Annotated in this window: 22 protein-coding genes; 16 read left to right on the forward strand and 6 right to left on the reverse strand. The window is 36.4% G+C overall.

Features of this window, described 5'->3' with window-relative positions:
• Positions 1–7: 7 nt before the first annotated feature.
• Positions 8–1,159: an N-acetyl-alpha-D-glucosaminyl L-malate synthase BshA gene (gene bshA / locus V7S79_RS07470; protein ID WP_459489948.1), complete on the forward strand. Its 1,152-nt coding sequence runs from the start codon at positions 8–10 to the stop codon at positions 1,157–1,159.
• A 125-nt stretch (positions 1,160–1,284) separates the two neighbouring features.
• Here the strand turns inward: bshA and folK are convergent, their stop codons facing one another.
• Positions 1,285–1,767, reverse strand: coding sequence for a 2-amino-4-hydroxy-6-hydroxymethyldihydropteridine diphosphokinase (gene folK, locus V7S79_RS07475; RefSeq protein WP_459489949.1), 483 nt, complete (start codon positions 1,765–1,767; stop codon positions 1,285–1,287).
• Between the two features lie 40 nt (positions 1,768–1,807).
• Between folK and V7S79_RS07480 the strand changes: the two genes are divergently transcribed.
• A complete protein-coding gene (locus V7S79_RS07480) occupies positions 1,808–2,377 on the forward strand; it encodes a YqgE/AlgH family protein (protein ID WP_459489950.1) in 570 nt (189 codons plus the stop codon).
• A 92-nt stretch (positions 2,378–2,469) separates the two neighbouring features.
• Here the strand turns inward: V7S79_RS07480 and recG are convergent, their stop codons facing one another.
• Positions 2,470–4,569 carry an ATP-dependent DNA helicase RecG gene (gene recG / locus V7S79_RS07485; RefSeq protein ID WP_459489951.1) on the reverse strand — a complete coding sequence of 700 codons (2,100 nt, stop codon included), beginning with the start codon at positions 4,567–4,569 and terminating at the stop codon, positions 2,470–2,472.
• Between the two features lie 65 nt (positions 4,570–4,634).
• Between recG and V7S79_RS07490 the strand changes: the two genes are divergently transcribed.
• From V7S79_RS07490 to V7S79_RS07510, 5 genes are read left to right on the forward strand one after another with little or no spacing between them, the layout of a single operon-like run.
• Positions 4,635–5,369, forward strand: a complete 735-nt coding sequence (locus V7S79_RS07490) for a gliding motility-associated C-terminal domain-containing protein (RefSeq protein WP_459489952.1) — start codon at positions 4,635–4,637, stop codon at positions 5,367–5,369.
• A 3-nt stretch (positions 5,370–5,372) separates the two neighbouring features.
• On the forward strand, positions 5,373–5,891 hold the full coding sequence (locus V7S79_RS07495) for an NADH-quinone oxidoreductase subunit B (RefSeq protein ID WP_459489953.1): 519 nt from the start codon (positions 5,373–5,375) through the stop codon (positions 5,889–5,891).
• Between the two features lies 1 nt (position 5,892).
• The gene (locus V7S79_RS07500) at positions 5,893–6,381 is read left to right on the forward strand and encodes an NADH-quinone oxidoreductase subunit C (protein WP_459489954.1); all 489 of its coding nucleotides are present in this window, start codon (positions 5,893–5,895) and stop codon (positions 6,379–6,381) included.
• 1 nt (position 6,382) lies between these two features.
• A complete protein-coding gene (locus V7S79_RS07505) occupies positions 6,383–7,258 on the forward strand; it encodes a glycosyltransferase family protein (RefSeq protein WP_459489955.1) in 876 nt (291 codons plus the stop codon).
• Positions 7,255–8,148 (forward strand): glycosyltransferase family 2 protein, encoded by an 894-nt coding sequence (locus V7S79_RS07510; RefSeq protein ID WP_459489956.1) that lies wholly within the window; start codon positions 7,255–7,257, stop codon positions 8,146–8,148. Before V7S79_RS07505 ends, V7S79_RS07510 begins: the two co-directional genes overlap by 4 nt.
• A 184-nt stretch (positions 8,149–8,332) precedes the next feature.
• On the opposite strand, the gene V7S79_RS07515 is transcribed toward V7S79_RS07510, so the two are convergent.
• The gene (locus V7S79_RS07515; protein ID WP_459489957.1) at positions 8,333–9,274 is read right to left on the reverse strand and encodes a glycosyltransferase; all 942 of its coding nucleotides are present in this window, start codon (positions 9,272–9,274) and stop codon (positions 8,333–8,335) included.
• A gap of 71 nt (positions 9,275–9,345) precedes the next feature.
• Between V7S79_RS07515 and V7S79_RS07520 the strand changes: the two genes are divergently transcribed.
• From V7S79_RS07520 to nhaD, 3 genes are all read left to right on the forward strand, one after another.
• Positions 9,346–11,175, forward strand: a complete 1,830-nt coding sequence (locus V7S79_RS07520; protein ID WP_459489958.1) for an ABC transporter ATP-binding protein — start codon at positions 9,346–9,348, stop codon at positions 11,173–11,175.
• A gap of 104 nt (positions 11,176–11,279) precedes the next feature.
• The gene (locus tag V7S79_RS07525; protein ID WP_459489959.1) at positions 11,280–12,482 is read left to right on the forward strand and encodes a pyridoxal phosphate-dependent aminotransferase; all 1,203 of its coding nucleotides are present in this window, start codon (positions 11,280–11,282) and stop codon (positions 12,480–12,482) included.
• A 72-nt stretch (positions 12,483–12,554) separates the two neighbouring features.
• Positions 12,555–13,811, forward strand: a complete 1,257-nt coding sequence (gene nhaD, locus V7S79_RS07530) for a sodium:proton antiporter NhaD (RefSeq protein WP_459489960.1) — start codon at positions 12,555–12,557, stop codon at positions 13,809–13,811.
• 121 nt (positions 13,812–13,932) lie between these two features.
• On the opposite strand, the gene V7S79_RS07535 is transcribed toward nhaD, so the two are convergent.
• Both V7S79_RS07535 and V7S79_RS07540 read right to left on the reverse strand, forming a co-directional pair.
• The gene (locus tag V7S79_RS07535) at positions 13,933–14,646 is read right to left on the reverse strand and encodes a phosphatase PAP2 family protein (RefSeq protein ID WP_459489961.1); all 714 of its coding nucleotides are present in this window, start codon (positions 14,644–14,646) and stop codon (positions 13,933–13,935) included.
• 2 nt (positions 14,647–14,648) lie between these two features.
• Positions 14,649–15,887, reverse strand: coding sequence for a peroxiredoxin family protein (locus V7S79_RS07540; RefSeq protein ID WP_459489962.1), 1,239 nt, complete (start codon positions 15,885–15,887; stop codon positions 14,649–14,651).
• Positions 15,888–16,008: 121 nt separating this feature from the next.
• Between V7S79_RS07540 and rsmH the strand changes: the two genes are divergently transcribed.
• Genes rsmH through V7S79_RS07560 form a run of 4 tightly spaced genes read left to right on the forward strand, consistent with a single transcriptional unit; the run spans position 16,009 to position 20,931 of the window.
• Positions 16,009–16,923 carry a 16S rRNA (cytosine(1402)-N(4))-methyltransferase RsmH gene (gene rsmH, locus V7S79_RS07545; protein ID WP_459489963.1) on the forward strand — a complete coding sequence of 305 codons (915 nt, stop codon included), beginning with the start codon at positions 16,009–16,011 and terminating at the stop codon, positions 16,921–16,923.
• Between the two features lie 2 nt (positions 16,924–16,925).
• Positions 16,926–17,303, forward strand: a complete 378-nt coding sequence (locus V7S79_RS07550) for an FtsL-like putative cell division protein (RefSeq protein ID WP_459489964.1) — start codon at positions 16,926–16,928, stop codon at positions 17,301–17,303.
• 16 nt (positions 17,304–17,319) lie between these two features.
• Positions 17,320–19,458: a penicillin-binding protein gene (locus V7S79_RS07555; RefSeq protein ID WP_459489965.1), complete on the forward strand. Its 2,139-nt coding sequence runs from the start codon at positions 17,320–17,322 to the stop codon at positions 19,456–19,458.
• A gap of 6 nt (positions 19,459–19,464) precedes the next feature.
• Positions 19,465–20,931: a UDP-N-acetylmuramoyl-L-alanyl-D-glutamate--2,6-diaminopimelate ligase gene (locus V7S79_RS07560; protein WP_459489966.1), complete on the forward strand. Its 1,467-nt coding sequence runs from the start codon at positions 19,465–19,467 to the stop codon at positions 20,929–20,931.
• A gap of 38 nt (positions 20,932–20,969) precedes the next feature.
• Here the strand turns inward: V7S79_RS07560 and V7S79_RS07565 are convergent, their stop codons facing one another.
• Complete coding sequence (locus V7S79_RS07565) at positions 20,970–21,995, reverse strand: hypothetical protein (RefSeq protein ID WP_459489967.1); 1,026 nt, start codon at positions 21,993–21,995, stop codon at positions 20,970–20,972.
• A 215-nt stretch (positions 21,996–22,210) separates the two neighbouring features.
• On the opposite strand from V7S79_RS07565, the gene mraY reads away from it, so the two are divergent.
• Both mraY and V7S79_RS07575 read left to right on the forward strand, forming a co-directional pair.
• The gene (mraY, locus tag V7S79_RS07570; RefSeq protein ID WP_459489968.1) at positions 22,211–23,422 is read left to right on the forward strand and encodes a phospho-N-acetylmuramoyl-pentapeptide-transferase; all 1,212 of its coding nucleotides are present in this window, start codon (positions 22,211–22,213) and stop codon (positions 23,420–23,422) included.
• A 14-nt stretch (positions 23,423–23,436) separates the two neighbouring features.
• Positions 23,437–24,681 carry a 3-phosphoshikimate 1-carboxyvinyltransferase gene (locus V7S79_RS07575; RefSeq protein ID WP_459489969.1) on the forward strand — a complete coding sequence of 415 codons (1,245 nt, stop codon included), beginning with the start codon at positions 23,437–23,439 and terminating at the stop codon, positions 24,679–24,681.
• Positions 24,682–24,889: the final 208 nt, after the last annotated feature.

Raw genomic sequence — 24,889 nt, forward strand, 5'->3', positions numbered from 1 at the left:
GAATTTCATGAAAATAGGAATCATTTGTTATCCAACGTACGGAGGAAGCGGGGTAGTTGCTACGGAATTAGGCAAGGCCTTAGCCGCGGTTGGCCATGAAGTTCATTTTATTACCTATACCCAACCACCTCGTTTGGATTTTTTCAGCGAGAATATTTTTTACCACGAAGTGAGTGTGGCTTCTTATCCACTCTTTCAATATTTACCTTATGAATCTGCTTTAGCCAGTAAAATGGTGGATGTGACCATCAATGAAAAGTTGGATCTGTTACATGTACATTATGCGGTTCCACATGCATCTGCCGCTTATTTAGCCAAACAAATTTTAAAATCTAAAGGCATTAATGTGCCTATTATTACAACTCTTCATGGTACCGACATCACCTTGGTGGGTCGTGATCCGTCTTTTGAGCCGGTGGTTACTTTTTCTATCAATGAATCAGATGGAGTAACAGCTGTTTCTGAAAGTTTGAGAAATGATACCTACTCTGAATTTGAAATATTAAGTCACATAGAGGTGATTCCCAATTTTATTGATTTAAATCGCTTCAAAAAACAAGCCAAAGAGCATTTTAAATTGGCCATTTGTCCGCATGGTGAAAAATTATTGATGCATACTTCTAATTTCCGAAAAGTAAAAAGGATTGAGGATATCATTCATGTTTTCGCCAAAGTGCAAAAAAAGGTTCCTTGTAAATTACTGCTAGTGGGTGATGGTCCGGAGCGCTCGGTGATTGAAGCACTTTGTCGCGATTTACATGTTCAAGCAGATGTGCGTTTTTTAGGAAAATTAGATACCATTGAGGAGGCTTTATCTTTGGCTGATGTCTTTTTCTTAACTTCAGAAAAAGAGAGTTTTGGATTGGCTGCATTGGAAGCCATGGCTTGTGAAGTGCCAGTTATTTCTTCGGATGCTGGTGGAATTACCGAAGTCAATATTCATGGTGAAACGGGTTTTGTAAGTAAAATTGGAGACATCAATGATATGGCTAAAAATACCATTCATTTATTGACAGATGAGGTTTTGTTGAAGAAAATGAAAGCCAATGCTTTAGCTCGGGCTAAACACTTTGACTTAGCCAAAATCCTGCCGATGTATGAAAATTATTACCAAAAAATCATCGATCAAAGCTGGAAATTCCCGAATCAGAAAAATTGACGTATGATGTAAGATGTATGAGGTAAGAGGTAAGAGGTAAGAGGTAAGAGGTGGCTTCGAGAACCTCAGCCACCGAATAGGTTTTCTATTTTCTCTTTTCTCTTTCCTCTTTCCTCTCTTCTTAATTAAACAACTCGGCAATCACATTCATCTTCACATTCCAATAAAATTTGCTTAACTGTTTTTTGACTTTTTGGATGAATAAAGTTGGGATTAATTTCTGCCAAAGGAATCAAAACAAATTTTCGATCTTCCATTCTTGGATGAGGAATTTCCAGATTTTCTTTAGCAATTATTTGATCGCCAAAAAAAAGAATATCCAAATCCAATGTTCTGGGTCCCCATCTTTCATCCCGAATTCTACCCATTTCTTTTTCTATTTCCAGCAAAGTCTGCATCAAATCGGTAGCTGATAATCGTGTACTTACTTCAATCACTTGATTGATAAAATCGGCTTGTTTGATAGGACCCCAAGCAGCAGTTTGATAAAACGAAGAGAATTTTGTTATTTCTCCTACTTTTTTTTCTAAGATTTGATAAGTCTCTTGAAAAATTTCAATCGTATTTCCTAGATTGCCGCCTAAAGATAAATAAGTGATTATTGACATGTGTTGATTAATTTCACATCAAACTTACAAATTTCTTTTTATGCCAAAGAATTACTTCGCAGAGGATTTAAAACCGGGAATGCTTTTGCTCTCAGAACCATTTTTAGAAGATGCCTCTTTTAAACGATCAGTTATACTTCTTTGCGAACATAGCAATTCCCATTCTTTTGGTATAATCATAAATCAGCACCAAGATGTTGTATTTGATTCAATCGTCGACGAAAAGGTGTTTGAAAACATTCCTTTATTTGCTGGAGGACCCGTCGATACAAGTATTTTACAATTTTTACATCGTCGGCCAGATTTAATCCCTGGTGGATTGGAAATTGCTCCCAATGTTTTTTGGTCAGGCGATTTTGAAAAAGCCATAGAATCGGTAGTAAATGGATCAATCTTATTTACAGATATCAAGTTTTTTATTGGATATTCCGGATGGGGCGCAGGACAATTAGAAAGAGAAATCAAATCTAACGCTTGGTACATTGAACCCGCCACCGCTCAATATGTGTTTGATGAACCCACAGATCAACTTTGGAGAAAAATTCTTAGCGACAAAGGAGGAAATTACCGCGTACTAGCCACCTATCCTGAAGATCCGAATTTGAATTGAAAAGAAGAGAGAAAATAGAAGATAGAAAAGAGAAAAGAGAAAAGAGAAAAGAGAAAACTCTTACCTTTTACCTATTACCTCTTACCTCTTACCTAGCTAATTTTCGCCCAATTGGTCGCATCTTTTTTCAAGTGGGCGACTTGTTCACGGATGACTATATGATTTTCTTGTTCTAAATTGGGGTCTGTATGTAGAATTTCCATGGCAGTTTCTCGGGCGACTTTCAGGATTTCTCCATCTTTGGCTAAGTCTGCAATCATTAAATCAATAACCCCTGATTGTCTAGTACCCGAAATATCACCGGGGCCTCTTAATTGTAAATCTACTTCAGCAATCTCAAAACCGTTGTTGGTACGAACCATCGTTTCAATGCGTTTTTTCGTGTCAGCACCAATTTTAAAATCCGTCATTAAGATGCAATAACTCTGATCAGCCCCTCTTCCCACGCGGCCTCTTAATTGATGCAACTGAGAAAGTCCGAATCGCTCCGCACTTTCAATAATCATCACACTGGCATTCGGAACATTGACACCCACCTCAATCACCGTAGTTGCCACCATGATTTTAGTTTCGTTTTTAACAAAACGAGCCATCTCAAAATCTTTGTCGGCAGCTTTCATTTTGCCATGTAAAATACCTAGTGGCACATCAGGAAATGCTCTTGAAATACTTTCATAACCATCCATTAAGTCTTTGAAATCCATTTTTTGAGATTCTTCAATCAAAGGATATACGATATAAACTTGGCGGCCTTTGTTGATTTCATTTTGGATAAAACCAAAAACTTGCAATCGATGAGTATCGTATTTGTGTAAGGTTTGAATGGGTTTTCTGCCTGCCGGTAATTCATCAATGATGGAAATGTCTAAATCGCCATACAATGTCATAGCCAATGTTCTTGGAATAGGTGTTGCCGTCATTACCAAGACATGCGGGTGAATATGTTTGTTTTTATCCCAAAGTTTGGCTCTTTGTGCCACACCAAAGCGATGTTGCTCATCGATGATACATAACCCAAGATTTTTAAATTGTACCACATCTTCGAATAAAGCATGCGTTCCAACCAATATTTGTAAATCGCCTGAAGCTAAATCTTCCAACAAGCCCACTCGGTCCTTCTTTTTTGTGGAACCCGTCAATTTGGCAATTTTGATTCCCAATAAATCAGCAAAAACTTGTAAGCCTTTGAAATGTTGATCGGCTAAAATTTCTGTGGGAGCCAGCAAACAAGATTGTGTACCATTATCAATGGCCAAAAGCATACAAATAAAGGCGACGATTGTTTTTCCTGAACCTACATCTCCTTGGAGTAATCGATTCATTTGTTGCCCAGATCGCATGTCGTGAAAGATTTCTCGAATCACTTTCTTTTGTGCTTCTGTTAATTGGAAAGGCAAATGATTGTTATAAAATTCTGTCAATAAAGCCGCAGAGGAAAAAACTTGTCCCGGAAAAGAGTTTTTTTGAATGAGGTTTTGTTTGATCAATCGTAACTGATTGTAAAATAATTCCTCAAATTTCAATCTTCTTTTAGCTTGATGTAGCCAATTTTCGGATTGAGGTAAATGTATATGATAGAGGGCCTCTTGCTTGGAAATTAATTTGAATTTTTGAATGATTTCACTTGGTAATGTTTCCCGAATATAAGGGAAAGCAATCGCCAATAAATTCTTTTGTAATTGGGCAATGACCTTACTATCGATGTATTTTTTTCTGAGTTTCTCGGTTAATGAATATACAGGATGAAAAAACTTTTCGGTTAATTGTTGGCCTTTATAGAGTTCCATTTCAGGATGGGTCATTTGCAATTGACCATTGAAACTTCCTGGTTTTCCATAAAACAAATAATCAGCCCCTGAATTAAGTAATTTTTCAATCCATTTTATTCCTTTGAACCAAACTAATTCAATGCAAGCAGATTCATCACAACATTGAGCAACCAAACGCTGTTTGACTCCTACACCAATTTTTTCAACATATCGAATTCTGCCCACAAATTGGGCATGTTCCATGTCGTCTCTAATTTGTTTGATGGGCAATATCTCCGTACGGTCTTCGTATCGAAAGGGATAATATTGAATCAAGTCGCCATACGTGAATATTCCCAATTCAGATTGTAATAAACTGAGTCGAGCGGGAGTGACCCCTTTCAGTTTACTTAAGTCTGTATCAAAAAAATGGCTGAACGACATAGCTTAAAAATTTTGTGAATTTAGGTATATTTACAAAACCTTTGATGCGAATTAGAAAAAGCTTTATGTATCTAATACAAAAATTATCAATTTCTTGGTTAAATCAGGCCTTTGTTGGTTCATTTCTTTTGATATTCTTTTTGTCTTCTCATCAAAGTTTTTCTCAAACAGGTTGTCCTTGGGTGGCAGTGCAAGAAAAATTAGTGTTGATTGGTGGGGATCCTCCGAATAAATCCATTAACCCAGTTTTAACCGCCAATCCAGCCGCTGGTTTGAAAGATGTCTTATTGCCTGTAAATGGAACCGGAACGGGAGTAACTTGGGAATGGACGGATTTGAATGAGCGAACGATGAGTGGTTTGTTAACAAGTCTAACTAATTTAAAAACACAATTTAAATTTTCTGATCCTAGATTTTCACCAGAAAATTTGGATCGAATTTATAATTTGAAATACAAAATTACGGGAACTCCTGCTGACCCAAATTGTCCTATAAAGACTGCAAATATTGAGATTAAAATTTTACCAGGAATTCATCCCTACAACGTAATGACCCCAACAAGTGACGGGTTTAACGATGTGTTCATTATTCAAAACATAACTGGAACAGATATTTATACCGGTGCTATCATTAAGGTTTTTGATCGTTGGGGTCAACAAGTTTTTATGAGCAAGGGCAATAAACCTCAATTTGATGCCTTGGCGCATCCATATAAATTGCCTACTGGGACTTATGTGTACTCCATTAAGCCGGAAGAAGATTATCCTGAAGTAGTTGGTGAAATAACAATAATACGATAAGAAATGAAGAGTTTATTAGATCAAGAATTTCAATCAGAAGGATTTGTTATCACCAAAGTAGAGGATTTGCTGAATTGGGCAAGGGCTAGTTCTTTATGGCCCATGAGTTTTGGTTTAGCTTGTTGTGCGATAGAAATGATGCAGGCTTTTGCCTCATCCTACGATTTAGATCGTTTTGGCGTTTTTCCAAGGCCTTCCCCGCGTCAATCTGATGTGATGATTGTTGCTGGAACAGTAACTTTTAAAATGGCAGATCGAATCAGACGATTGTATGAACAAATGCCTGAACCGAGGTATGTAATTTCAATGGGTTCATGTGCTAATTGCGGTGGTCCCTATTGGGAGCATGGCTATCATGTAGTCAAAGGGGTGGATCGTGTGATTCCTGTGGATGTATATGTGCCAGGATGTCCACCAAGACCTGAAGCATTGTTGGGTGGGATCATCAAATTACAAGAAAAAATCAATCAATCTTCTTTAGTCGCACCGAAGCGAATTTTAGAAGCATTAAAACAAGTTTAATATGTCTGTCGATTTCCTTCCTTCTCTGATTCAAGAAAATTGCCACATTTCATTGGAATGGAATGAGAATTTGAAAAGAATTACCATTGAACCGAAAGATTTGATTCAGGTTTGCGATTTTTTATGGAGAAATCCAGCTTGTTATTTTGATCAACTTTCTTGTTTGACAGCCATTGATAATGGACCTGAAAAAGGTACTTTGGAAATCATTTATACGCTTTATTCGATACCCCATCATTTGACTTTTCATATACAAGTGCTTGTTTCTCGATTGTTGGAAGATGGCACTTTACCATCCGTTCCTTCATTGACTTCCATTTGGAAAACAGCAGATTGGCATGAAAGAGAGGCCTTTGATCTGGTAGGTGTCAATTTTGAAGGTCATCCAGATTTAAGAAGAATTTTATTGCCAGAAGATTGGGAAGGGCATCCTTTGAGGAAAGATTATGTGGAGCAAGAGAAATATCATGGCATTCAAGTAAAACTATAGAATGAAAGTTGCAGGTTTTACTTTTATCCGAAATGCCGTAAAAAACGATTATTTAATCGTTGAGGCAATTAATTCCATTTTACCCATTTGTGATGAGTTTGTGGTGGCTGTAGGGAAATCAGAGGATAGTACATTGGAATTAATTCAATCTATCCATTCGCCCAAAATACGCATCATTGAAACCGTTTGGAATGATTCTCAAAGGGAAGGAGGGCGAACTTTCGCTTTGGAAACAGATAAGGCCTTGAAAGAAATTTCAAAGGATTGTGATTGGGCGTTTTATATTCAAGGGGATGAATGTGTGCACGAAAATGATTGGGCAATCATTCAGAGTGAAATGCAAAAATATGCTGCCGATGATGAGGTGGAAGGTTTATTGTTTAATTATCGACATTTTTATGGATCATACGATTTTGTCGCCGACTCAAGAAGGTGGTATCGGAGGGAAATAAGAGTGATAAAAAATTTACCAACTATTCATTCGTATAAGGACGCGCAGGGTTTTAGAAATGCGGGTCAAAAATTAAAAGTTAAGTTAATTCCAGCTTTTATTTACCATTATGGCTGGGTGAAACCTCCCAAAGGTTTGAATAATAAGGTGAGGAATTTTCAACAATTTTATCGGGATGATGCTTGGATGGAAGCCAATGTGCCGATTGATTATGAGTTTGATTTTGAAAATGCGGAACGTTTAACTCGTTTTATGGGGAGTCACCCAAAAGTAATGCAAAGCAGAATTGAGGCGCAAAATTGGCCCTTTCATTTTGACCCCAAACAATTACGCAAAAAAATGAGTCTTCGTAGAAAAATCTTGCAAAAAATTGAGGATTTAACTGGTTTCAGGATTGGTGAGTATAAAAATTATCGACTGTTATGAAGGATATCGAAACTCAAATTGTTTTTTTTACAGCTGAAAAACAGATTAAGAATCCGTATTTTTCTATTTTGATTCCCTCTTGGAATAACTTGCCCTATTTGCAATTGTGTATACAGAGTATAAAGCAGCATTCAAGCTGTTCCTTTGAAATTATCGTTCATTTGAATGAATCGAATGATGGTTCCATGGACTGGCTTCAAAAGCAGGGGGATATTTCTTTTTCTTATAGTGCAACCAATGTTGGAGTTTGTTATGCCATGAATGCAATGAGAAAATTAGCGACTGCTGATTATTTATTGTACCTCAATGATGACATGTATGTTCTGCCTGGATGGGATGGGATTTTGAAAAAAGAAATTGAGCAATTGCCAGACCATCGTTTTTTTCTATCTGCAACAATGATTGAGCCAAGAGCCCAAAGTAGTTGTTCCATTGAGCAAAATTATGGAACGAGCATAGCGAATTTTGAAGAAGAAAAATTATTAGAAGAATATGCTAAGTGGCCTTTTAAAGATTGGCAAGGTGCGACTTGGCCACCCAATGTAGTTCATAAAAATCTATGGGATGAGGTAGGTGGTTATAGTGTAGAATTTTCACCGGGAATGTATTCTGATCCAGATTTTTCAATGAAATTATGGCAAAATGGGGTTCGACTTTTTAAAGGAGTGGGTGCAAGTAGGGTATATCATTTTGGTTCAATCTCTGTCAAACGTGTCAAACAAAACAAAGGATATTACACTTTTATTAAAAAATGGGGAATGACTTCTAGTACCTTATCCAAATATTTTTTAAGGAGAGGGGAGGTTTTTGATGGTCCATTAGTTCAAAGTAAAATCCCTTTTTGGGTTCGTTTTAAAAACTTTATTTATCGCAATCGAAATAAGAGTTGAAATTTAGAGGCATTCGTCAATTTTGGTTGATAAAACCCGATTTTATAAGTTTACTGAACTCAAATATAAGTTTTCTGTTAGTGATTCTGATTTTCATTTTTTAAGGGGTAATGCGTCCCCTTACCCCCTGCAATTTACGGGTTATAAAGTTCAGTTAATTGATAATTCGAATTAAGAGTTAATACTAATAGATTTTGAATAAAAGTTTAAATCCATATAAAAAATTACCTAAGGCACTTTTCCCTTTATAAGCTAACATCTTGTCTCGATGTTTAATGGTTAATATACTTCTTCTTAATCGATTTATGAGGCTTTTTCCTTTGAAATCGATGGATAATTGCTCGAATACTTTTTTTTCATCTTCTAAAGAATCTGGACAAAGTGTAGCTAATAAATCCATCCTGTTTTGGATGAGTAGGTCTTTGTTTTTTTTATGCTGAGTGTTTTTAGGAGCTTTTTTTAGATTTGCACCAATTGCATTGTTGTGGTGTTGTCGGTATAAAACCAATGGCTCAGAGGTATATGTCATTCCTTGGTTACATGTGGCTAAAAAACCGATCAAATAATCATGACTTACAAAAGAGGGGAATTTGAAATTAGCGGGAATGATTCTTCTATTAAATAACATACTATGTCCTGGAGCCCATGCCCCGAAAGTGTACATCAATGGCGAATCATAAGCAATTTGTCGTTTAATTTCAGACATTCTTTTTCCAATTTTCTCATTTTTTGCATTGATTAATTCGGAATCCGAATAGATTAAATCATGTTTCCCAAGTTCTTTAAATAAGTGTGAAATTTTATTTTCTAGCCAAATGTCATCTTGGTCAGACAGAGCTATTAAATCTGAGTTCGCTGCCAAAATACCTTTTTGAAATGTAGAAATGTACCCCTCATTGGATTCGTTTCTCAATAGCTGGATTCGCGCATCTTTCTTATGATAATGAGTTAAAATTTCCCAAGTTTTATCGGTAGATGCATCATCGATATACAAAAAACTTAAATGAGGGTAGGTTTGGTTTAAATGACTTTCTATTTGTTTTTCCAAGAAATCTTCTCCACAATATGTTGCCATCACGATGCATATTTTGGGAAAATTTGTATTCGAAACAGGATCTTTAGTCATTTGGGCAGGCCGATTTTTAACTTATTTCTGAAAATTGTCGTAATTTAAACCAAATTTTGAAATAAAAATCTTTGAAAACATATCTTCGATTACTTAGCTATGCCGGATCTATCCGAAAGTATATTTTGCCATACTTCGGTTTTTCCTTCTTTGCGAGCTTATTTGGTATTTTAAATTTCACGCTTTTGATTCCCTTATTGAATGTTTTATTCAATCAACAAGCACAAGCAGATTTAGCTGTTTATCGAAATTTACCGGCATTTAATGTAAGTCCAAGTTATTTCACCTTTCTATTTAATCATTATTTTTATCAGGCTTTGGATCAATATGGCCGTTTTGGGGCCTTGCAATACGCTTGTATGGCAATCATTGTGTCTGTGATTTTATCGAATTTTTTCAGATATTTTTCCCAAAGAATTTTGGCTGCTGTTGGTGCAGATACCATTGCCTCTTTGCGCCAAGCTGTTTTTGAAAAAGCGATTCGTTTAGATTTAGGTTATTTTAGTGAACAAAAGAAGGGTAATTTAATGGCCCGACTTACAACGGATGTTCAAGAAGTAGAGAATAGTATTGGCAGAGCGTTTACAGCCGTTTTCAAAGAAATATTTTCACTGATTTTATTTTTCGTATTTCTTGGGAGTATGTCGCTAAAACTAACTATTTTTTCCTTGTCGATTTTACCCCTTTCTGGCGGATTTATTGCTTTGATTTCTAGAAAGTTGAGAAGAGATTCTGGTTGGGTACAACATCATTTAAGTGCTTTGATTAGTCATTTGGACGAAATTTTTGGTGCGATGAGGGTTGTAAAAGCGTTTAGGGCAGAGCCTATGATGGATGAAAAATTTGGGGCAACCAATAATAATTACCGTTTATCTTTCTTAAAAATGAGATATAGGCAAGAATTGACCTCACCTGTTTCTGAAAGTTTAGGAGTATTCGTGATAACTGGGATATTGATGTATGGTGGAAGTTTGGTGATACAAGGAGAAGGGAGTTTGACAGCTTCTACGTTTATCGCTTTTATTGCCACGTTTTCGCAAGTTATGCGACCTGCCAAAGTAATAGCAGATGCGTTTAGCGGTGTGCAAAGAGGGGTAGCTTCTGCAGAGCGTATTTTGGAAATCATTGATACGGAATCTCAAATCAAAGAAGTAGAACCCATTGTTCACAAAACTAGTTTTGAAGACACAATTCAATTTGAAAATGTTTCGTTTGAATATGTAGAAGGTAGAAAGGTGTTGAAGCAAGTATCATTTGATATTCCAAAAGGTAAAACCATCGCCTTGGTTGGTCCATCTGGAGGAGGCAAATCTACGCTTGCCGATTTATTACCCCGTTTCTATGATCCTTTGGAGGGTTCAATAAAAATGGATGGAGTGGATATACGAAACATACCTCTACACGAATTACGGTCTTTGATGGGCATTGTTACACAAGAATCTGTTTTGTTTAACGATAGTATTTTCAATAATATCGCATTTGGGACACAAGCAAGCTTAGATGAAGTAATTGAAGCGGCGAAAATTGCCAACGCGCATGAGTTTATCATGCAAAATCCAGAAGGATATCAAACCTACATTGGCGACCGAGGTTCCAAATTATCTGGAGGTCAGCGACAACGATTGTCCATCGCTCGAGCAGTTTTGAGAAATCCTCCTATTTTGATTTTGGATGAGGCGACCAGCGCCTTAGACAATGAATCGGAAAAGTTGGTACAGAGTGCTTTGACAAATTTAATGAAGCATAGAACGGTTTTGGTCATTGCGCATCGTTTAAGTACGATTCAGGATGCAGACGAAATATTGGTGGTTCAACATGGTCAAATTGTGGAAAGAGGTTCGCATGAGAGTTTAATGAATAATCCACAAGGAGCTTATGCGAAGCTGAGTCATGCGATCTAGTTGGTAATTATTTATAAATCTTACACTCAAATTTCATATTTCATTAGTAAATCAGGACAGAAAACGGTACTTTTGCATCGATTTTATAAAGTTCTACCCGAAATATGTCAAATTCATTATTAGCACAACGTATTCAAGCTTTAGAGGAGTCTTCAACATTGGGGATGACAAAAAAAGCGCGTGAATTGGCTGCACAAGGCCATAAAGTAATTAGTCTTTCAGTCGGAGAGCCTGACTTTAAAACTCCAGCTCATATTTGTGAAGCAGCCAAAAAGGCCATTGATGATGGTTTTCATGGATATTCTCCAGTGGCAGGTTATCCAGATTTGAGATTAGCGATTGCCAATAAATTAAAGAGAGATAATGGTCTTGAGTGGGGATCTGAAAACATTGTAGTATCTACAGGTGCTAAACATTCTTTAGCCAATGCGATAGCAGCTTTAGTTGATCCAGGTGATGAGGTTATCATATTTTCACCATACTGGGTGTCTTATTCAGAGATGGTTAAATTAGCAGAAGGGACTTCTGTAATTGTTCAAGGTGCATTTGAAAATAATTTCAAAGTTACAGCCGCTCAATTTGAAGCAGCTATTACTCCTAAGACAAAAATGGTGATGTTTGCTTCACCAAACAATCCAACTGGATCTGTTTACACAGAATCTGAATTAAGAGATATTGCAAACGTAGTTGCTCGTCATGAGCGTATTTTTGTTTTAGCAGATGAAATTTACGAATATATTAATTTTACCCAAGGTGGTCATTTCTCGATAGGTTCTATTCCTGAAATTAAAGAGCGTGTGATTACGGTTAATGGTGTGGCTAAAGGTCATGCCATGACAGGCTGGAGAATTGGATTTATCGCTGCAGCTAAATGGATTGCAGATGGTATCGAAAAATTACAAGGTCAAGTGACTTCAGGTACAAATTCAATTGCTCAGAAAGCAGCAGTTGCTGCTTTTAATGGTACTTTGGATCATGCGTATGAAATGAAGGCTGCTTATGACCGTAGAAGAAAGTTGGTTGTAGGTAAATTAAGAGAGATTCCAGGATTTAAGGTAAATATGCCTGATGGTGCATTTTATGCGTTCCCAGATATTTCTTACTATTTTGGTAAATCTGATGGCAAAACTGTCATTAAAGATTCTGACGATTTTTGTTCATGGTTATTAGCAGATGCTTTTGTTGCAACAGTAGCAGGTTCAGGTTTTGGAGCTCCAAATTGTATGCGTATTTCAACTGCCGCAGCTGATGAGCAATTGGAAGAAGCTTGTGACCGTATCAAAGAGGCGGTTGCCAAGTTGAAGTAATACAAACATTTTATTTATATTTACAAACAAAGGGGTCAAGCCCCTTTGTTTGTTTTATGACTATTGATCAACATGGAAATACTATCAATCATTATTTTTGTCTTAGGATATTTAGCCATCGCTTTTGAACATCCGATCAAAATCAATAAAACGGCTAGTGCCTTAGTTACAGGAGTTTTGGTATGGGTTGTTTTCGCATTGGTCAAAGGTCAAGGAGAATTAAATGAGTTGACTCATCATTTAGGTGCTACTTCTGAGATATTGTTTTTTCTTTTAGGCGCCATGACTCTGGTCGAATTGGTTGATGCTCATCAAGGTTTTCGATTTATTAGCAAGTTGATTCAGACGCAAAATCCTGTTCAATTATTAGTCATAAGTTCATTGATTACCTTCTTTTTGTCGGCTGTTTTAGATAATTTAACCACTGCTATTGTGATGGTTACCCTTTTAAGAAAGTTGATTTCTGACACTCACACCAGAAAATATTTTGTAGGAATTGTGGTCATTGCTGCCAACGCTGGTGGAGCTTGGTCTCCCATTGGAGACGTTACAACAACAATGTTATGGATTGGTGGTCAAATTTCAGCTTCCGGAATCGTAAAAGCCTTGTTTTTGCCTGCTATTATTTCTTTGTTGATTCCACTGCTATTTGCAAGTTTGAAAGTTAAAAAAATGAGTATTGGAACTCCTAATTCTTTAGAAATTCTAAGCCAACAAGAAGAAAGAGAAGGGAAAATAATGCTTTTAGCTGGAGGATTAAGCTTATTGGGTGTTCCCGTATTTAAAACCTTAACTCATTTACCTCCTTATATGGGAATTTTGTTGGCATTAGGAATTGTGTGGATATTGTCGGAGTATATTCATTCGGATAAGGATGAAGCGACAAAGAAACCGTTTACTGTTGGACATGCCTTGAGTAAAATAGATACCTCAAGTGTACTGTTTTTCTTAGGAATTTTACTGGCTATATCTGCCTTGGAATCTTTTGGTTATTTAGCGGCACTAGCATTAAATTTAAATCAATTGATCGGTAATCAAAATATCATTGTTACATTGATTGGATTGGCTTCTTCTATCGTAGACAATGTTCCACTGGTAGCAGCCACCATGGGGATGTATTCTGTATCAGATTTTCCGATGGATCATTCAATGTGGGAATATCTAGCTTTTTGTGCTGGCACAGGAGGGAGTGTTTTAATCATTGGTTCCGCAGCTGGAGTAGCAGTGATGGGCATGGAAAAAATAGAATTCGGCTGGTATGCTAAAAATATTGGCTTATTAGCATTGCTAGGGTACTTCGCTGGAGCGCTGGTTTATTTGATGGTTTAGGAAGAGAGAATTTAGTTATTAGGTATTAGTGTTTAGTTATTAGTAAAAAAGAGAAAAGTGGTCTAATAGAGTCTAATAATTGATAACTAATAACTAATAACTAAATTCTCTTTTCCAAAAATTAAAACCGAAACTCCAACCTAGCTGCATATAAATTTGGAGTCAAAATAGGCTCGATGTGAAAAGCTTGATGTTTGTTGAAGCTTGATTTTAATTTCGGATATAACCACGAAGCAAATTCGGCAGAGGCGATTCCTAGTCCTGCACCGACCAGTACATCACTGGCCCAATGTTTATTATTTGCCATTCTTAATGTTCCAGTCGCACTTGCTAATGTATATGCGCTTACAACTAACCAAGGCTTGGATTTCCTAAATTTCTTATCCAATAATCGAGCTCCAAAAAAGGCGGTACAAGTATGCCCAGATGGGAACGAATAATCGCTACCATCTGGCCGAGCTTCATTAATTCCCCTTTTTAAAATTTGAGAAATTACTACATAGGTTCCTGTTCCAATGACAAAAATACCTAGGTTTTCTTTTAATGTATTATCGGTTTTGCCAGCTATTTTTTCAGCAACATTGGCACCTAGATACATTAAACTGGGAGTATATTGTAGAAAGTCATCAGCACGAGTTTGGAAATTGCTTAAATGATTGTTCCTGAAATCTAATTGTGCATTTTTTGATGCTTCATTGTACATGGCTAGTCCTAAGCTTGTTAATACAACGGGGGCAATCCATGGTCTAGATTTTTTTAAAATAGAATCTTGAGCTTTTGAAGATTGATTAAAAACAAGTATCAAGCTTAAAAGGATAGTCACGCAATATTTCATTCTTATTCTTTTAGCAATAAATCAATTGTTTTTTCAAACTCAATGGTCCAATCTGTGTAATATACTCCCGTACCTGGTCCTGAAAAGCCTGTATGAATTTCTCGAACTCTACCTTTTTTGTCCAAAATAAACGTCGTTGGATAGCCATAAAATTGACTCAACATGGGTATAACTTTTTTGATTGTTTCATCACTTGGTACTCCTGCAAAAACGATGGGGTAATCTATGCCAATTCGTTTTTTAAAGTTTTCAATCTTGGGTCCAGAAACGGCTAAATCGGGTGAATATTCGAATGAAACCCCTAATACCTCTAAACCTTTTTCTTTATTTTTTCTATAAAAGGGAGCTAAAAACCGCGATTCATCTAGGCAATTAGGACACCAAGATCCTAAAAGTTCAATCACTACCACTTTGTTTTTGAAACGTTCATCTTGTAAACTAATCATTTCTCCATTGGGAGTCGGTAGGCGAAAGTCCAATTTATCATAACCATCTTTCAAAAAAGTTAATTTTTTCAAATCGGGTAAACTTGCGCTTGGATCAAATTTTCCTTTGAAAATTCTTTTTGCGGCAAATCCAGAAGAGAATTGACCATTGATTTCTTTGCCTGTTACTTTTGTTTTTAATAAATAAACTCCACTTCCATCGAAATAACTCAAGAATAAACTATCTCCACTTACATTACCTTGTAAAAAACGATAATCTCCACTGGTTTTTAAGAAGGTTCCTGTTACTTGATTTCCATTTTGTTCAAAGACGCCTACCCCTGGACTATGATTGGTTTCATCACTCCAAAAATCGGAATCCCATTTACCACTTACATTTACTTTGGCAGGTTTTAAATTCGTGAATCGCTCTGTGGATCCTTGATTGGCAGAAAAAGGAATTCTTCCAATTTCTTTTCCATTTCTTCTTTTTACCCAAAAGCCTTTTAGCTTATCGGTTGATTTTACAGCGGAGATTAATTCAGAATCATATAGGTCAAAAGGGATAACTAATGAATCTCCTCTAAAATAGGATTCTCCTAAATTGAAACTTTCCGCACCATTTTGTATTTTGATATTAAAAGTTTTGGCAGATTTACCAGCTTCTACACTGAAGTTGATGGGTAATTGTCCACCAATGGATGCCAATTCGCCTCTCCAAGGGCCATTTTTTATTTCTTGATTACTTTGAGCAATTAAATTGAATTGCGTCAAGGATATGAAAAAGATGATGACAAGTCGAGAAGATAAGTGCATATATGTGAATTTTAATGAACAAAGATACATCAAAGTAAGCAGGCAATAAAAATAATGACAAAAATCAAAATGGATATAAATGGGCAAAGGATAATTTGTAAATTTGTTTAGAATAAAAATTATGTCTGAACAGAATTATCATACCTCCGTTTTATTGGATGAGTGCATAGAAGGATTAGCGATTCAGCCTTCTGGCATTTATGTAGATGTCACTTTTGGGGGCGGTGGACATTCCAAGGCTATCTTGGAAAAATTAGGATCTGAAGGTCATTTGTATGCATTTGACCAAGATCCAGATGCTTGGAAGCAAGCTGAAAAAATTGATGATGATCGTTTGACTTTGATAACTGGGAATTTTCGCCATTTGGAAAAATTTCTGAGGTTACACAATGTAAAAGAGGTAAATGGTATTTTGGCAGATTTTGGGGTTTCCTCTTATCAGCTAGACGCAGCAGATCGCGGTTTTTCTACTCGATTTGATGGGCCTTTAGATATGCGAATGGGGCCTTCAGCTCCGAGCGATGCGAAAGAAATTTTAAACTCTTATTCTGCTGAAAACTTACAACGAATTTTTGGGATGTATGGAGAGATTAAAAATGCTAAAACACTGGCTCAAGCTGTGATTCAAGCCCGTACTCGTTCGGCTTTAGAGACGACTGGAGATTTTAAAGATATTCTATTTAAATTAGCGCCAAAATCTCGAGAGTTTAAGTATTTTGCTCAGGCTTTTCAAGCGGTTAGAATAGAAGTAAATCAAGAATTGGCTGTTATTGAGGAGTTTTTGAATCAAGTACCCAAGGTTTTGGCTCAGGATGGTCGATTGTGTGTTATCTCTTTCCATTCCTTGGAAGACCGTTTGGTAAAAAACTTCATCAAAACGGGCGATTGCTTTGGTAAAGAGGACAAAGATCTATTCGGGGTAGTTCATAAGCCCTTAGAAACTGTAGTTAGAAAGCCGGTTACGGCAACTGAAGAAGAATTAAAACGAAATCCACGATCGCGAAGTGCAAAGCTTCGTATCGCATATAAGGTTTAAATATGGCATCATCGTTAGAAAGTTCAGATGGGAAAAAAACTAAATCCAAAGCCAAGGCTGGGATTTTAGATATGGTATTTAATATTGATCCAATTACAGGTGGAGAATTGCCCTTGTATTTAATATATCGAATCTCTTTTGTTGCAGTTTTGATATTTTTTTACATTTATTATACCATGTTAGCCGAAGGTGAAATTCATCAAATTGCGAAAATAAAAACAGAATTGCAGGAAGTTCGCGCCGATTATACCACTCAAAAAGCTGAATATATGAAAGCAAGTAAGCAGAGTTATTTAGCGAACGAAATGAAAAAATATAATTTAGAATTGAGCCTTATACCTCCAACCAAGGTAGTAAGTGAAGAAAAGATAGAAAAGTAAAACCAATATTGTTTAAATGGCAAGTACTCGGAGAAAAAACATTCGTGAAATTATAACTGAAAGGTTTACCGTGTTTATCATATTCATTATAGCCTTATTTGCTATATTGATGTTTTTCTTGTGGAGAGTTATTTGGATTAAGGGGCCGGAATTGAGAGAGGAGGCTGCTCAAACGTATATCAAAGAAAGGAATGTCGAAGCCACAAGAGGTAATATTTATTCCAATGATGGTAGTTTATTGGCAACCTCTTTACCCAAGTACAGATTAGGTTTAGATCCAAGTGTTTATGGACGAACAAAAATTGCCACACAGAAATACAAAGAAAATATCGATGCGCTTTGTATTGAATTATCTAATTTTTTTCAAGACAGAACTGCAGATGAATATAAAAATAGGATAGAATCTGCCAGAAAAAATGGAAGAAATTATCTGTTGATCAATTATCGATTGTTGGATTTTCAAGAAAGAAAAAAAATATTAAAATTTCCTCTTTTTCGCGAATTTAAGGGTGATCCTACCAAGACTGGAATTGTTTTTGACAAAGTTAATGTTCGCTATGCGCCCTTTGGTCAGATGGCTTACAGGACGATTGGTTATTTAAAAGATAAATTGGCTGTTGGAATTGAAGGAAGCTTTGACAAAGAATTGAGAGGGACGCCAGGGGTAGGTCTCTTTGAAAAAATGGATAAAAATACTTGGAGACCCGTGGATAGTGGAAGAGAAACAATACCTACTCCAGGTTATGATTTACAAACTACATTGGATGTAAATATTCAAGATATTGTTGAGATTGCCTTAATGAAGGCCTTGACGGATTATAAAGGTAATTATGCTGTAGCAATTGTGATGGAAACGGCAACAGGAGAAATTAAAGCAATATCTAATTTGTCCAAAAGTCCTTCATCTCCAACGGGTTATTTAGAAGCTGATAACCATGCGATAACTACTCCAAACGACCCCGGTTCCGTATTTAAATTACCATCCATGATGGCTATGATGGAAGAGGCTGATATTCGTTTGGATGAAATCATTCATGTGGGGCCTCTTGTTTCTTATTATTTTGGTAAACCCATGTCAGATTCTCATGCGATGGGAGATGCAACGGTTCAGCGAATCATTGAGGCGTCCTCTAATAATGGAGTAATGAAATTGATGTGGAGAACATTTGGTACAAAGCAGGCCAAGTATTATGATTATTTAAAGAAATTTCATTTGATTGATCCGATTAATTTTCAAATTCGATCTCGGAATCCTAAACCTCGATTTACGGTTCCCGCTAAGTGGGATAAATGGCAAATGCTTTGGTCTTCTGTGGGTTATTCTACTTCATATACTCCCATGCAGTTATTGAGTTTTTACAATGCCATCGCAAATAATGGTTATTGGATTCAACCGATTATCGTCAAAAAAGCGACAGTGGGTGAAGAAGTAAAAATTGATTATACGGAAAAACAAGTTCGCGATTCTTCTCCATTGTGTTCAGAGAAAACCTTGCAAAAAATACGAGCAATGTTAGAAGGGGTTGTGGAAAGAGGCACTGGAAATAACATTAAAGGTACGCCTTATGGTATCGCAGGAAAAACAGGTACAGCCCAAAGATTAGTGAATGGAGCTTATGTTAAAGGAACTTATTATACCTCATTTATTGGTTACTTCCCTGCGAAGAAACCAAAATATACGATGTTGATTGCCATGGACAATCCACAGGGAAATTCAGAAACGACTTATTCTCGACAAGTGACAGCCCCCGTTTTCAGGGAAATTGCTGATAATATTTATGCAAGAGATATGAAATTGCATCGTAGATTATCCGGTAAATTGCCAGATTCATTGAACAATGCTAAATTATCTCATTTTCTGCACCCTAATGATCATGAAATATTGTCTGCCAATTTTGGTTTACCTAAAATAGAGGAAGATGGTAGATGGATTCAATTTAATTTGGATAAAAAAGTTGCTACCAATTTGCCAGTAAGTTTTGTAGCCAAAACAGTTCCCAATGTGGTCGGAATGTCTTTGCGGGATGCCATTTTTAATTTAGAAAATAGAGGATTTAAGGTGAAGGCAACAGGTTATGGACGTGTGTTAGCACAATCTATTTCAGCGGGTTCGCCTGCCCTTAAAAATGCGATTGTAAAATTAACTTTGAAATAAATAAGAATGGCTAAGTCTTTGTTTTCTTTAGTACCAGCGAATATTCGTAGATCTGTATTGGGTGAAGATCAAATGATCGACTTCATTTGTTTTGATTCTAGGCAAGCTAGTCAAGGGGCGTTATTTTTTGCTATTCCAGGTACTCAAGTAGACGGCCACTCATTTTTGAGCAAAGTATTTGAACAAGGTTGTACTGCGTGTGTGGTTCAGCAAATCCCAGATAATTTGCCAGCACACATTACATGTATTCTTGTTGATGATTCCAATGCAGCTTTGGCTGAGGCTGCCAATTTGTATTACGACAAACCCTCTGAAAAGCTTAATTTAATTGGGATTACTGGCACAAATGGTAAAACAACTTCCGTTACTTTACTTTTTGAATTGTTTAAAAATTTGGGGCACCGATGCGGCCTAATTTCAACAGTTCAAAATAAGATTCAAGATAAAGTTATTCCATCCACTCATACTACTCCAGATGCCTTACATCTAAATGCACTTTTAGCTGAAATGGTTTCGGCAGGTTGTAGTCATGTTTTTATGGAAGTGAGTTCTCATGCCGTTGTCCAAAAACGTATACATGCTTTGCAATTTAGAGGTGCTATTTTTTCAAATATTACCAGAGATCACTTAGATTTTCACGAAACTTTTGATGAATACATCAAGGCAAAAAAAGGTTTTTTTGATGCCTTACCATCCAACGCTTTTGCTTTAACGAATGTGGATGATAAGCGAGGAACGGTCATGTTGCAAAATACCAAAGCGAAAAAATTTAGCTATGGATTATTGAATAGCGCCGATTTTAAAGCCAAAATTATTTCCAATAGCATTGCTGGATTACAATTGGAATTGGATGGGCAGGCCATTCATGCACAATTGATTGGTTTATTCAATGCATATAATTTGTTGGCTATTTACAGCACGGCGATTCTCTTAGGGGAAAATAAAGAAGAGGTTTTGATTCAATTATCAGCTTTAAAAACAGCTCCTGGCCGATTTGAGCAATTAATGGGACCTGATGATAAAATCGCAATCGTTGATTATGCACATACGCCAGACGCCTTGGAAAATGTGTTGAAAACGATTCTTGCTATTCGTCAAAAAGATCAAAAATTAATTACGGTGGTTGGATGCGGAGGGAATCGCGATGCTGGAAAAAGACCCATGATGGCTGCTTTGGCTGGTGATTACAGTGATTTTGTGATTTTAACCTCAGATAACCCTCGATTTGAAGATCCTGAATTGATTTTGGATCAAATGGAAGCAGGAATAAAAGCTGAAAATTCTTTAAAAATAAAACGGATGATTGATCGTAAAGAAGCTATTTTTACGGCCATTCAATTGATCGCCAAAAAAGGAGATATCGTTTTAGTTGCCGGAAAAGGGCATGAAAACTATCAAGATATTCAAGGGGTAAAGCACCATTTTGATGACAAAGAGGTCATAGCCGGTGCTTTTCAAGAGTTAAAAATATAGAGAGCAAATTGAGTGAAATTCACTCTCTATTTTTTCTGTTAATCTTTTAATTGCAACCCAAACAGATAACCATTATTTGGACTCGACATTGGAGATGCGGTAATAGTGCCGGAAGACGGTGTTAAATCAATGTTATACAATGTATGTTGATTACTTCCAGTTCCATTTGAGGCATCCAAATAATAAAATTCCGTCGTGTAATCTAGAGCTGAAGAAAATCTAAAGTTGGATGGAGTATTCAAATTGGCAATTTTAACCGTTTCTACTCCGGTTGATGGGTCTATTTTAACAAAAGATTGTACATATCCATTTGTTGCTTGAACAATTTTAACCGCATATAGACTATTTGGGCATCCAGCTGAGTTGATATATTCTAAACCATAATATGTACCTACTGCCACTGGTTTTGGGTATCCCGGTAAAAAGCTAGGATTGGTTCCGGAGGCATTTACGCCAGTGTTAATATCGATTTTATACAATAAATTACTGCTAATTATGTACAAATAGGTTCCGTCGGTAGTCATATTGGAGATTTTTCCTGAATTCGATAATTGGTAATTGGGGAAAGTTCGCACCATGGCTCCTGTTGCATCATATTCTGCAAGAATATTATTTTCCACCATAAAGAATCGGCCATTGGCGAATTCCATGGCTTGCACATTTGTGCTGGGATAAATAGTCGGATTTGGAGGCGTATTGTTTGCTACATTATATACAACTACTTTATCCCCAGTGGAAACTACATACCGCTTATTTAATTTATCATAAGCAGAGCTTTGCGTATTGAACAGATTTGGGAAAAGACTAGGAGATAAATTTTCTGGTCTTAATCGAATAGGGTTAGCAATTCCACTTCCAATGGTGGTTTCTTTCATGACATCCCAAAGGTTCGCTTGACCGCTTAGGTGAGAATTGGAAGAGGTAACATACAAATATTCAAAAGTAGAAGGTGTGGCTGGGCTGATTGGATCAGAGGTTCCATCGCAACTAATTAATGAAAAAAGGAAAGAAAGGATGGCGAAAAATGCAAAAATCGTGTTTTTGAAGGAAAAAGGTTGATGCATAGAAAAGGGGATTAAATTTTGATGATTAGTTTTAAAATTCTCCCAAGTTATTTGAATAGCTATTTTGTTGACTTGTGATTTTGCAAGTATTTAAAAGATTTTTTTCAATATGATTCTTTGTGCCCAATCATTCGCCTGCATAATTTTGCTAAAAGGAAGATTTTTTTGCAAATTTGTCACTTATATCACCCTAAAATTTAATTCCAAAGGCTATTATGCTCTATTATCTATTCGATTATTTGGATAAACATTTAAATGTTCCAGGTGCTGGCGTTTTTCAGTACATTACTTTTAGAGCATTTGCTGCGGTTATTACATCTTTAGGAATAGCAGCTATTTGGGGTAAAGCGGTGATTTATCGATTGCAACGATTACAAATTGGAGAAGAAATACGAGATTTAGGCCTAGAGGGTCAAATGGCCAAGAAAGGTACTCCTACTATGGGTGGATTTATTATTTTGCTTTCTTTGATCATACCAACCTTACTTTTTGCCAAAATAACCAATGTATATATCGTTTTGTTGCTTATCTCTGCCGTTTGGTTAGGCGCAGTTGGTTTTGCAGATGATTATATCAAGGTTTTTAAGAAAAATAAAGATGGACTTTCTGGAAGATTCAAAATTATTGGACAAATTGGTCTTGGAGTCATTGTGGGTTTAACAATGTATTTCAACGATTATACCAAAGTAAGAATTTATCAAAAAATACAAACTTTAGCTGACGGAACACAAATTCAAAAATATACGGATACGAAATCATTGATGACAACCGTACCGTTTATGAAGAATAATCAATTTGATTATAACATGTTGTTACCTGATTTTATTCCTGATCAATATGTATGGATTGTTTATGTTTTAGTGGTAATTTTTATCATTACGGCCGTTTCTAATGGTGCTAATATAACGGATGGTTTAGATGGCTTGGCAGCAGGAACTTCTGTGATTATCGGTTTAACTTTAGCCGTTTTAGCCTATGTATCAGGAAATAAGGTTTTTTCGCAGTATTTAAATGTCATGTTTATTCCTAATTCAGGAGAGTTGGCCATATTTTGCGCTGCCTTCGTGGGTGCATGTATTGGTTTTCTTTGGTATAACACTTATCCTGCTCAAGTATTTATGGGAGATACAGGTAGTTTGATGTTGGGTGGAGTAATTGCCACTTTGGCCATAGTTATTCGAAAAGAAATGTTAATTCCCGTACTATGTGGTATTTTTTTAATTGAAAATTTATCTGTCATCTTACAAGTAGCATATTTTAAATATACCAAAAGGAAGTACGGTGAAGGGAAAAGAATTTTCCTTATGTCGCCATTGCATCACCATTTTCAAAAGAAAAATTACCATGAAGCAAAAATTGTAACTCGATTTTTGATTGTGGGTATTATTCTAGCTGTTATTTCTCTTGTTACACTAAAATTGCGTTAAACGCTTCTTACATTTTGAGTCAAATTCGCCTATATCCGAGATTAAGTACTTTCCAAGAAATTATTCCTTTGCCAGCCTCTAAATCAGAAAGCAACAGAGCTTTGATCTTAAATGCTTTGGCGAAAGGTTCAATGGACCAATTGTCCAATTTGGCGGAGGCAAGAGATACTCAAACGATGATTCGTTTGTTGGCTGAAAATGGACCCGTTGCTGATGTTTTGGATGCTGGTACCACCATGCGTTTTTTGACTGCCTATTATTCTGTAACTGGCCAACAAAAACAAATGACAGGAACACCAAGAATGTGCGAAAGACCCATTGGTATTTTGGTGGAGGCTTTAAAAGAATTAGGCGCGGAAATTGAATACCAAAAGGTTCAAGGATATCCTCCTCTTAATTTAAAAGGTTTTAATTATGCAGGAAATAGAAAATTATCCATTCGAGGTGATGTAAGTTCTCAATTTATTTCAGCTTTGATTATGTTAGCCCCTGTTTTGCCAGAAGGACTAGAGTTGACCATTACGGGTTCTTTGGGCTCTAAGCCTTATGTTGAAATGACTTTGGCCCAAATGAAACACTTTGGTATTGAAGCTAAAGTGAATTGGGAAGAAGGCAAAATCGATATCCCTGCTCAGAAGTACCAAAATATCCCTTTTGCGGTTGAGTCAGATTGGTCTGGAGCTAGTTATTGGTATTCCATGGTCGCCTTGTCACCTTTTGAAGATGCACAATTAGAGTTGTTAGGATTGAAAGAAGATTCTCTACAAGGCGATTCTGCCATTAAGGATATTATGCTGCCTTTAGGGGTAAAAAGTACTTATACTGGAAAAGGTTATTTGCTGACAAAATGTGCTGCTGAATCAAGTCTGGCTTGGGATTTTACGGATTGTCCAGATTTAGCTCAAACAATTTGTGTTGTTGCTGCAGTTAAAAACATTGCTCTGACATTAACGGGTATAGAATCCTTGAAAGTAAAGGAAACAGATCGAGTGTTAGCCTTGCAAAATGAATTGAAAAAAATAGGTGCAGAATTGAATGAGGTAGAAGCAAAAACACGTTATGAATTAACTCCTCAATTTTCTGTGAAGCAAGAAATTCCTGAAATTGAAACTTACGATGATCACCGTATGGCAATGGCTTTTGCGCCGGTGGCTTTATTGCAAGAAATAATCATCCACGATCCTTCAGTTGTGAATAAGTCCTATCCAAGTTTTTGGAAGCATATTGGAATGGTATTATCCTTCAAGGAACTTGATTAATTTTTGGGACCTAAAATAATTTGCTAATTTTTTCTATTAAAATACGATTCCTTTTTAGCCCCAATAAAATTATCAGTTAACTGAACTATTTAACCTGTAAATTGCAGGGGGTAAGGGGAGTCGTTTCCCCGTAAAAAAAGAAAAAAGGAATTACAAATTCAAAACTGATATTCTCAATCAGAAATTTGATTTTTTGGAAGTTCGTTCA

It is taken from the genome of Aquirufa sp. ROCK-SH2 (genome assembly GCF_054558315.1).

Coding starts and splice junctions, on each gene's coding strand:
- bshA (WP_459489948.1), top strand. CDS start 8: ATGAAAATAGGAATCATTTGTTATCCAACGTACGGAGGAAGCGGGGTA.
- folK (WP_459489949.1), bottom strand. CDS start 1,767: ATGTCAATAATCACTTATTTATCTTTAGGCGGCAATCTAGGAAATACG.
- V7S79_RS07480 (WP_459489950.1), top strand. CDS start 1,808: ATGCCAAAGAATTACTTCGCAGAGGATTTAAAACCGGGAATGCTTTTG.
- recG (WP_459489951.1), bottom strand. CDS start 4,569: ATGTCGTTCAGCCATTTTTTTGATACAGACTTAAGTAAACTGAAAGGG.
- V7S79_RS07490 (WP_459489952.1), top strand. CDS start 4,635: ATGTATCTAATACAAAAATTATCAATTTCTTGGTTAAATCAGGCCTTT.
- V7S79_RS07495 (WP_459489953.1), top strand. CDS start 5,373: ATGAAGAGTTTATTAGATCAAGAATTTCAATCAGAAGGATTTGTTATC.
- V7S79_RS07500 (WP_459489954.1), top strand. CDS start 5,893: ATGTCTGTCGATTTCCTTCCTTCTCTGATTCAAGAAAATTGCCACATT.
- V7S79_RS07505 (WP_459489955.1), top strand. CDS start 6,383: ATGAAAGTTGCAGGTTTTACTTTTATCCGAAATGCCGTAAAAAACGAT.
- V7S79_RS07510 (WP_459489956.1), top strand. CDS start 7,255: ATGAAGGATATCGAAACTCAAATTGTTTTTTTTACAGCTGAAAAACAG.
- V7S79_RS07515 (WP_459489957.1), bottom strand. CDS start 9,274: ATGACTAAAGATCCTGTTTCGAATACAAATTTTCCCAAAATATGCATC.
- V7S79_RS07525 (WP_459489959.1), top strand. CDS start 11,280: ATGTCAAATTCATTATTAGCACAACGTATTCAAGCTTTAGAGGAGTCT.
- nhaD (WP_459489960.1), top strand. CDS start 12,555: ATGGAAATACTATCAATCATTATTTTTGTCTTAGGATATTTAGCCATC.
- V7S79_RS07535 (WP_459489961.1), bottom strand. CDS start 14,646: ATGAAATATTGCGTGACTATCCTTTTAAGCTTGATACTTGTTTTTAAT.
- V7S79_RS07540 (WP_459489962.1), bottom strand. CDS start 15,887: ATGCACTTATCTTCTCGACTTGTCATCATCTTTTTCATATCCTTGACG.
- rsmH (WP_459489963.1), top strand. CDS start 16,009: ATGTCTGAACAGAATTATCATACCTCCGTTTTATTGGATGAGTGCATA.
- V7S79_RS07550 (WP_459489964.1), top strand. CDS start 16,926: ATGGCATCATCGTTAGAAAGTTCAGATGGGAAAAAAACTAAATCCAAA.
- V7S79_RS07555 (WP_459489965.1), top strand. CDS start 17,320: ATGGCAAGTACTCGGAGAAAAAACATTCGTGAAATTATAACTGAAAGG.
- V7S79_RS07560 (WP_459489966.1), top strand. CDS start 19,465: ATGGCTAAGTCTTTGTTTTCTTTAGTACCAGCGAATATTCGTAGATCT.
- V7S79_RS07565 (WP_459489967.1), bottom strand. CDS start 21,995: ATGCATCAACCTTTTTCCTTCAAAAACACGATTTTTGCATTTTTCGCC.
- mraY (WP_459489968.1), top strand. CDS start 22,211: ATGCTCTATTATCTATTCGATTATTTGGATAAACATTTAAATGTTCCA.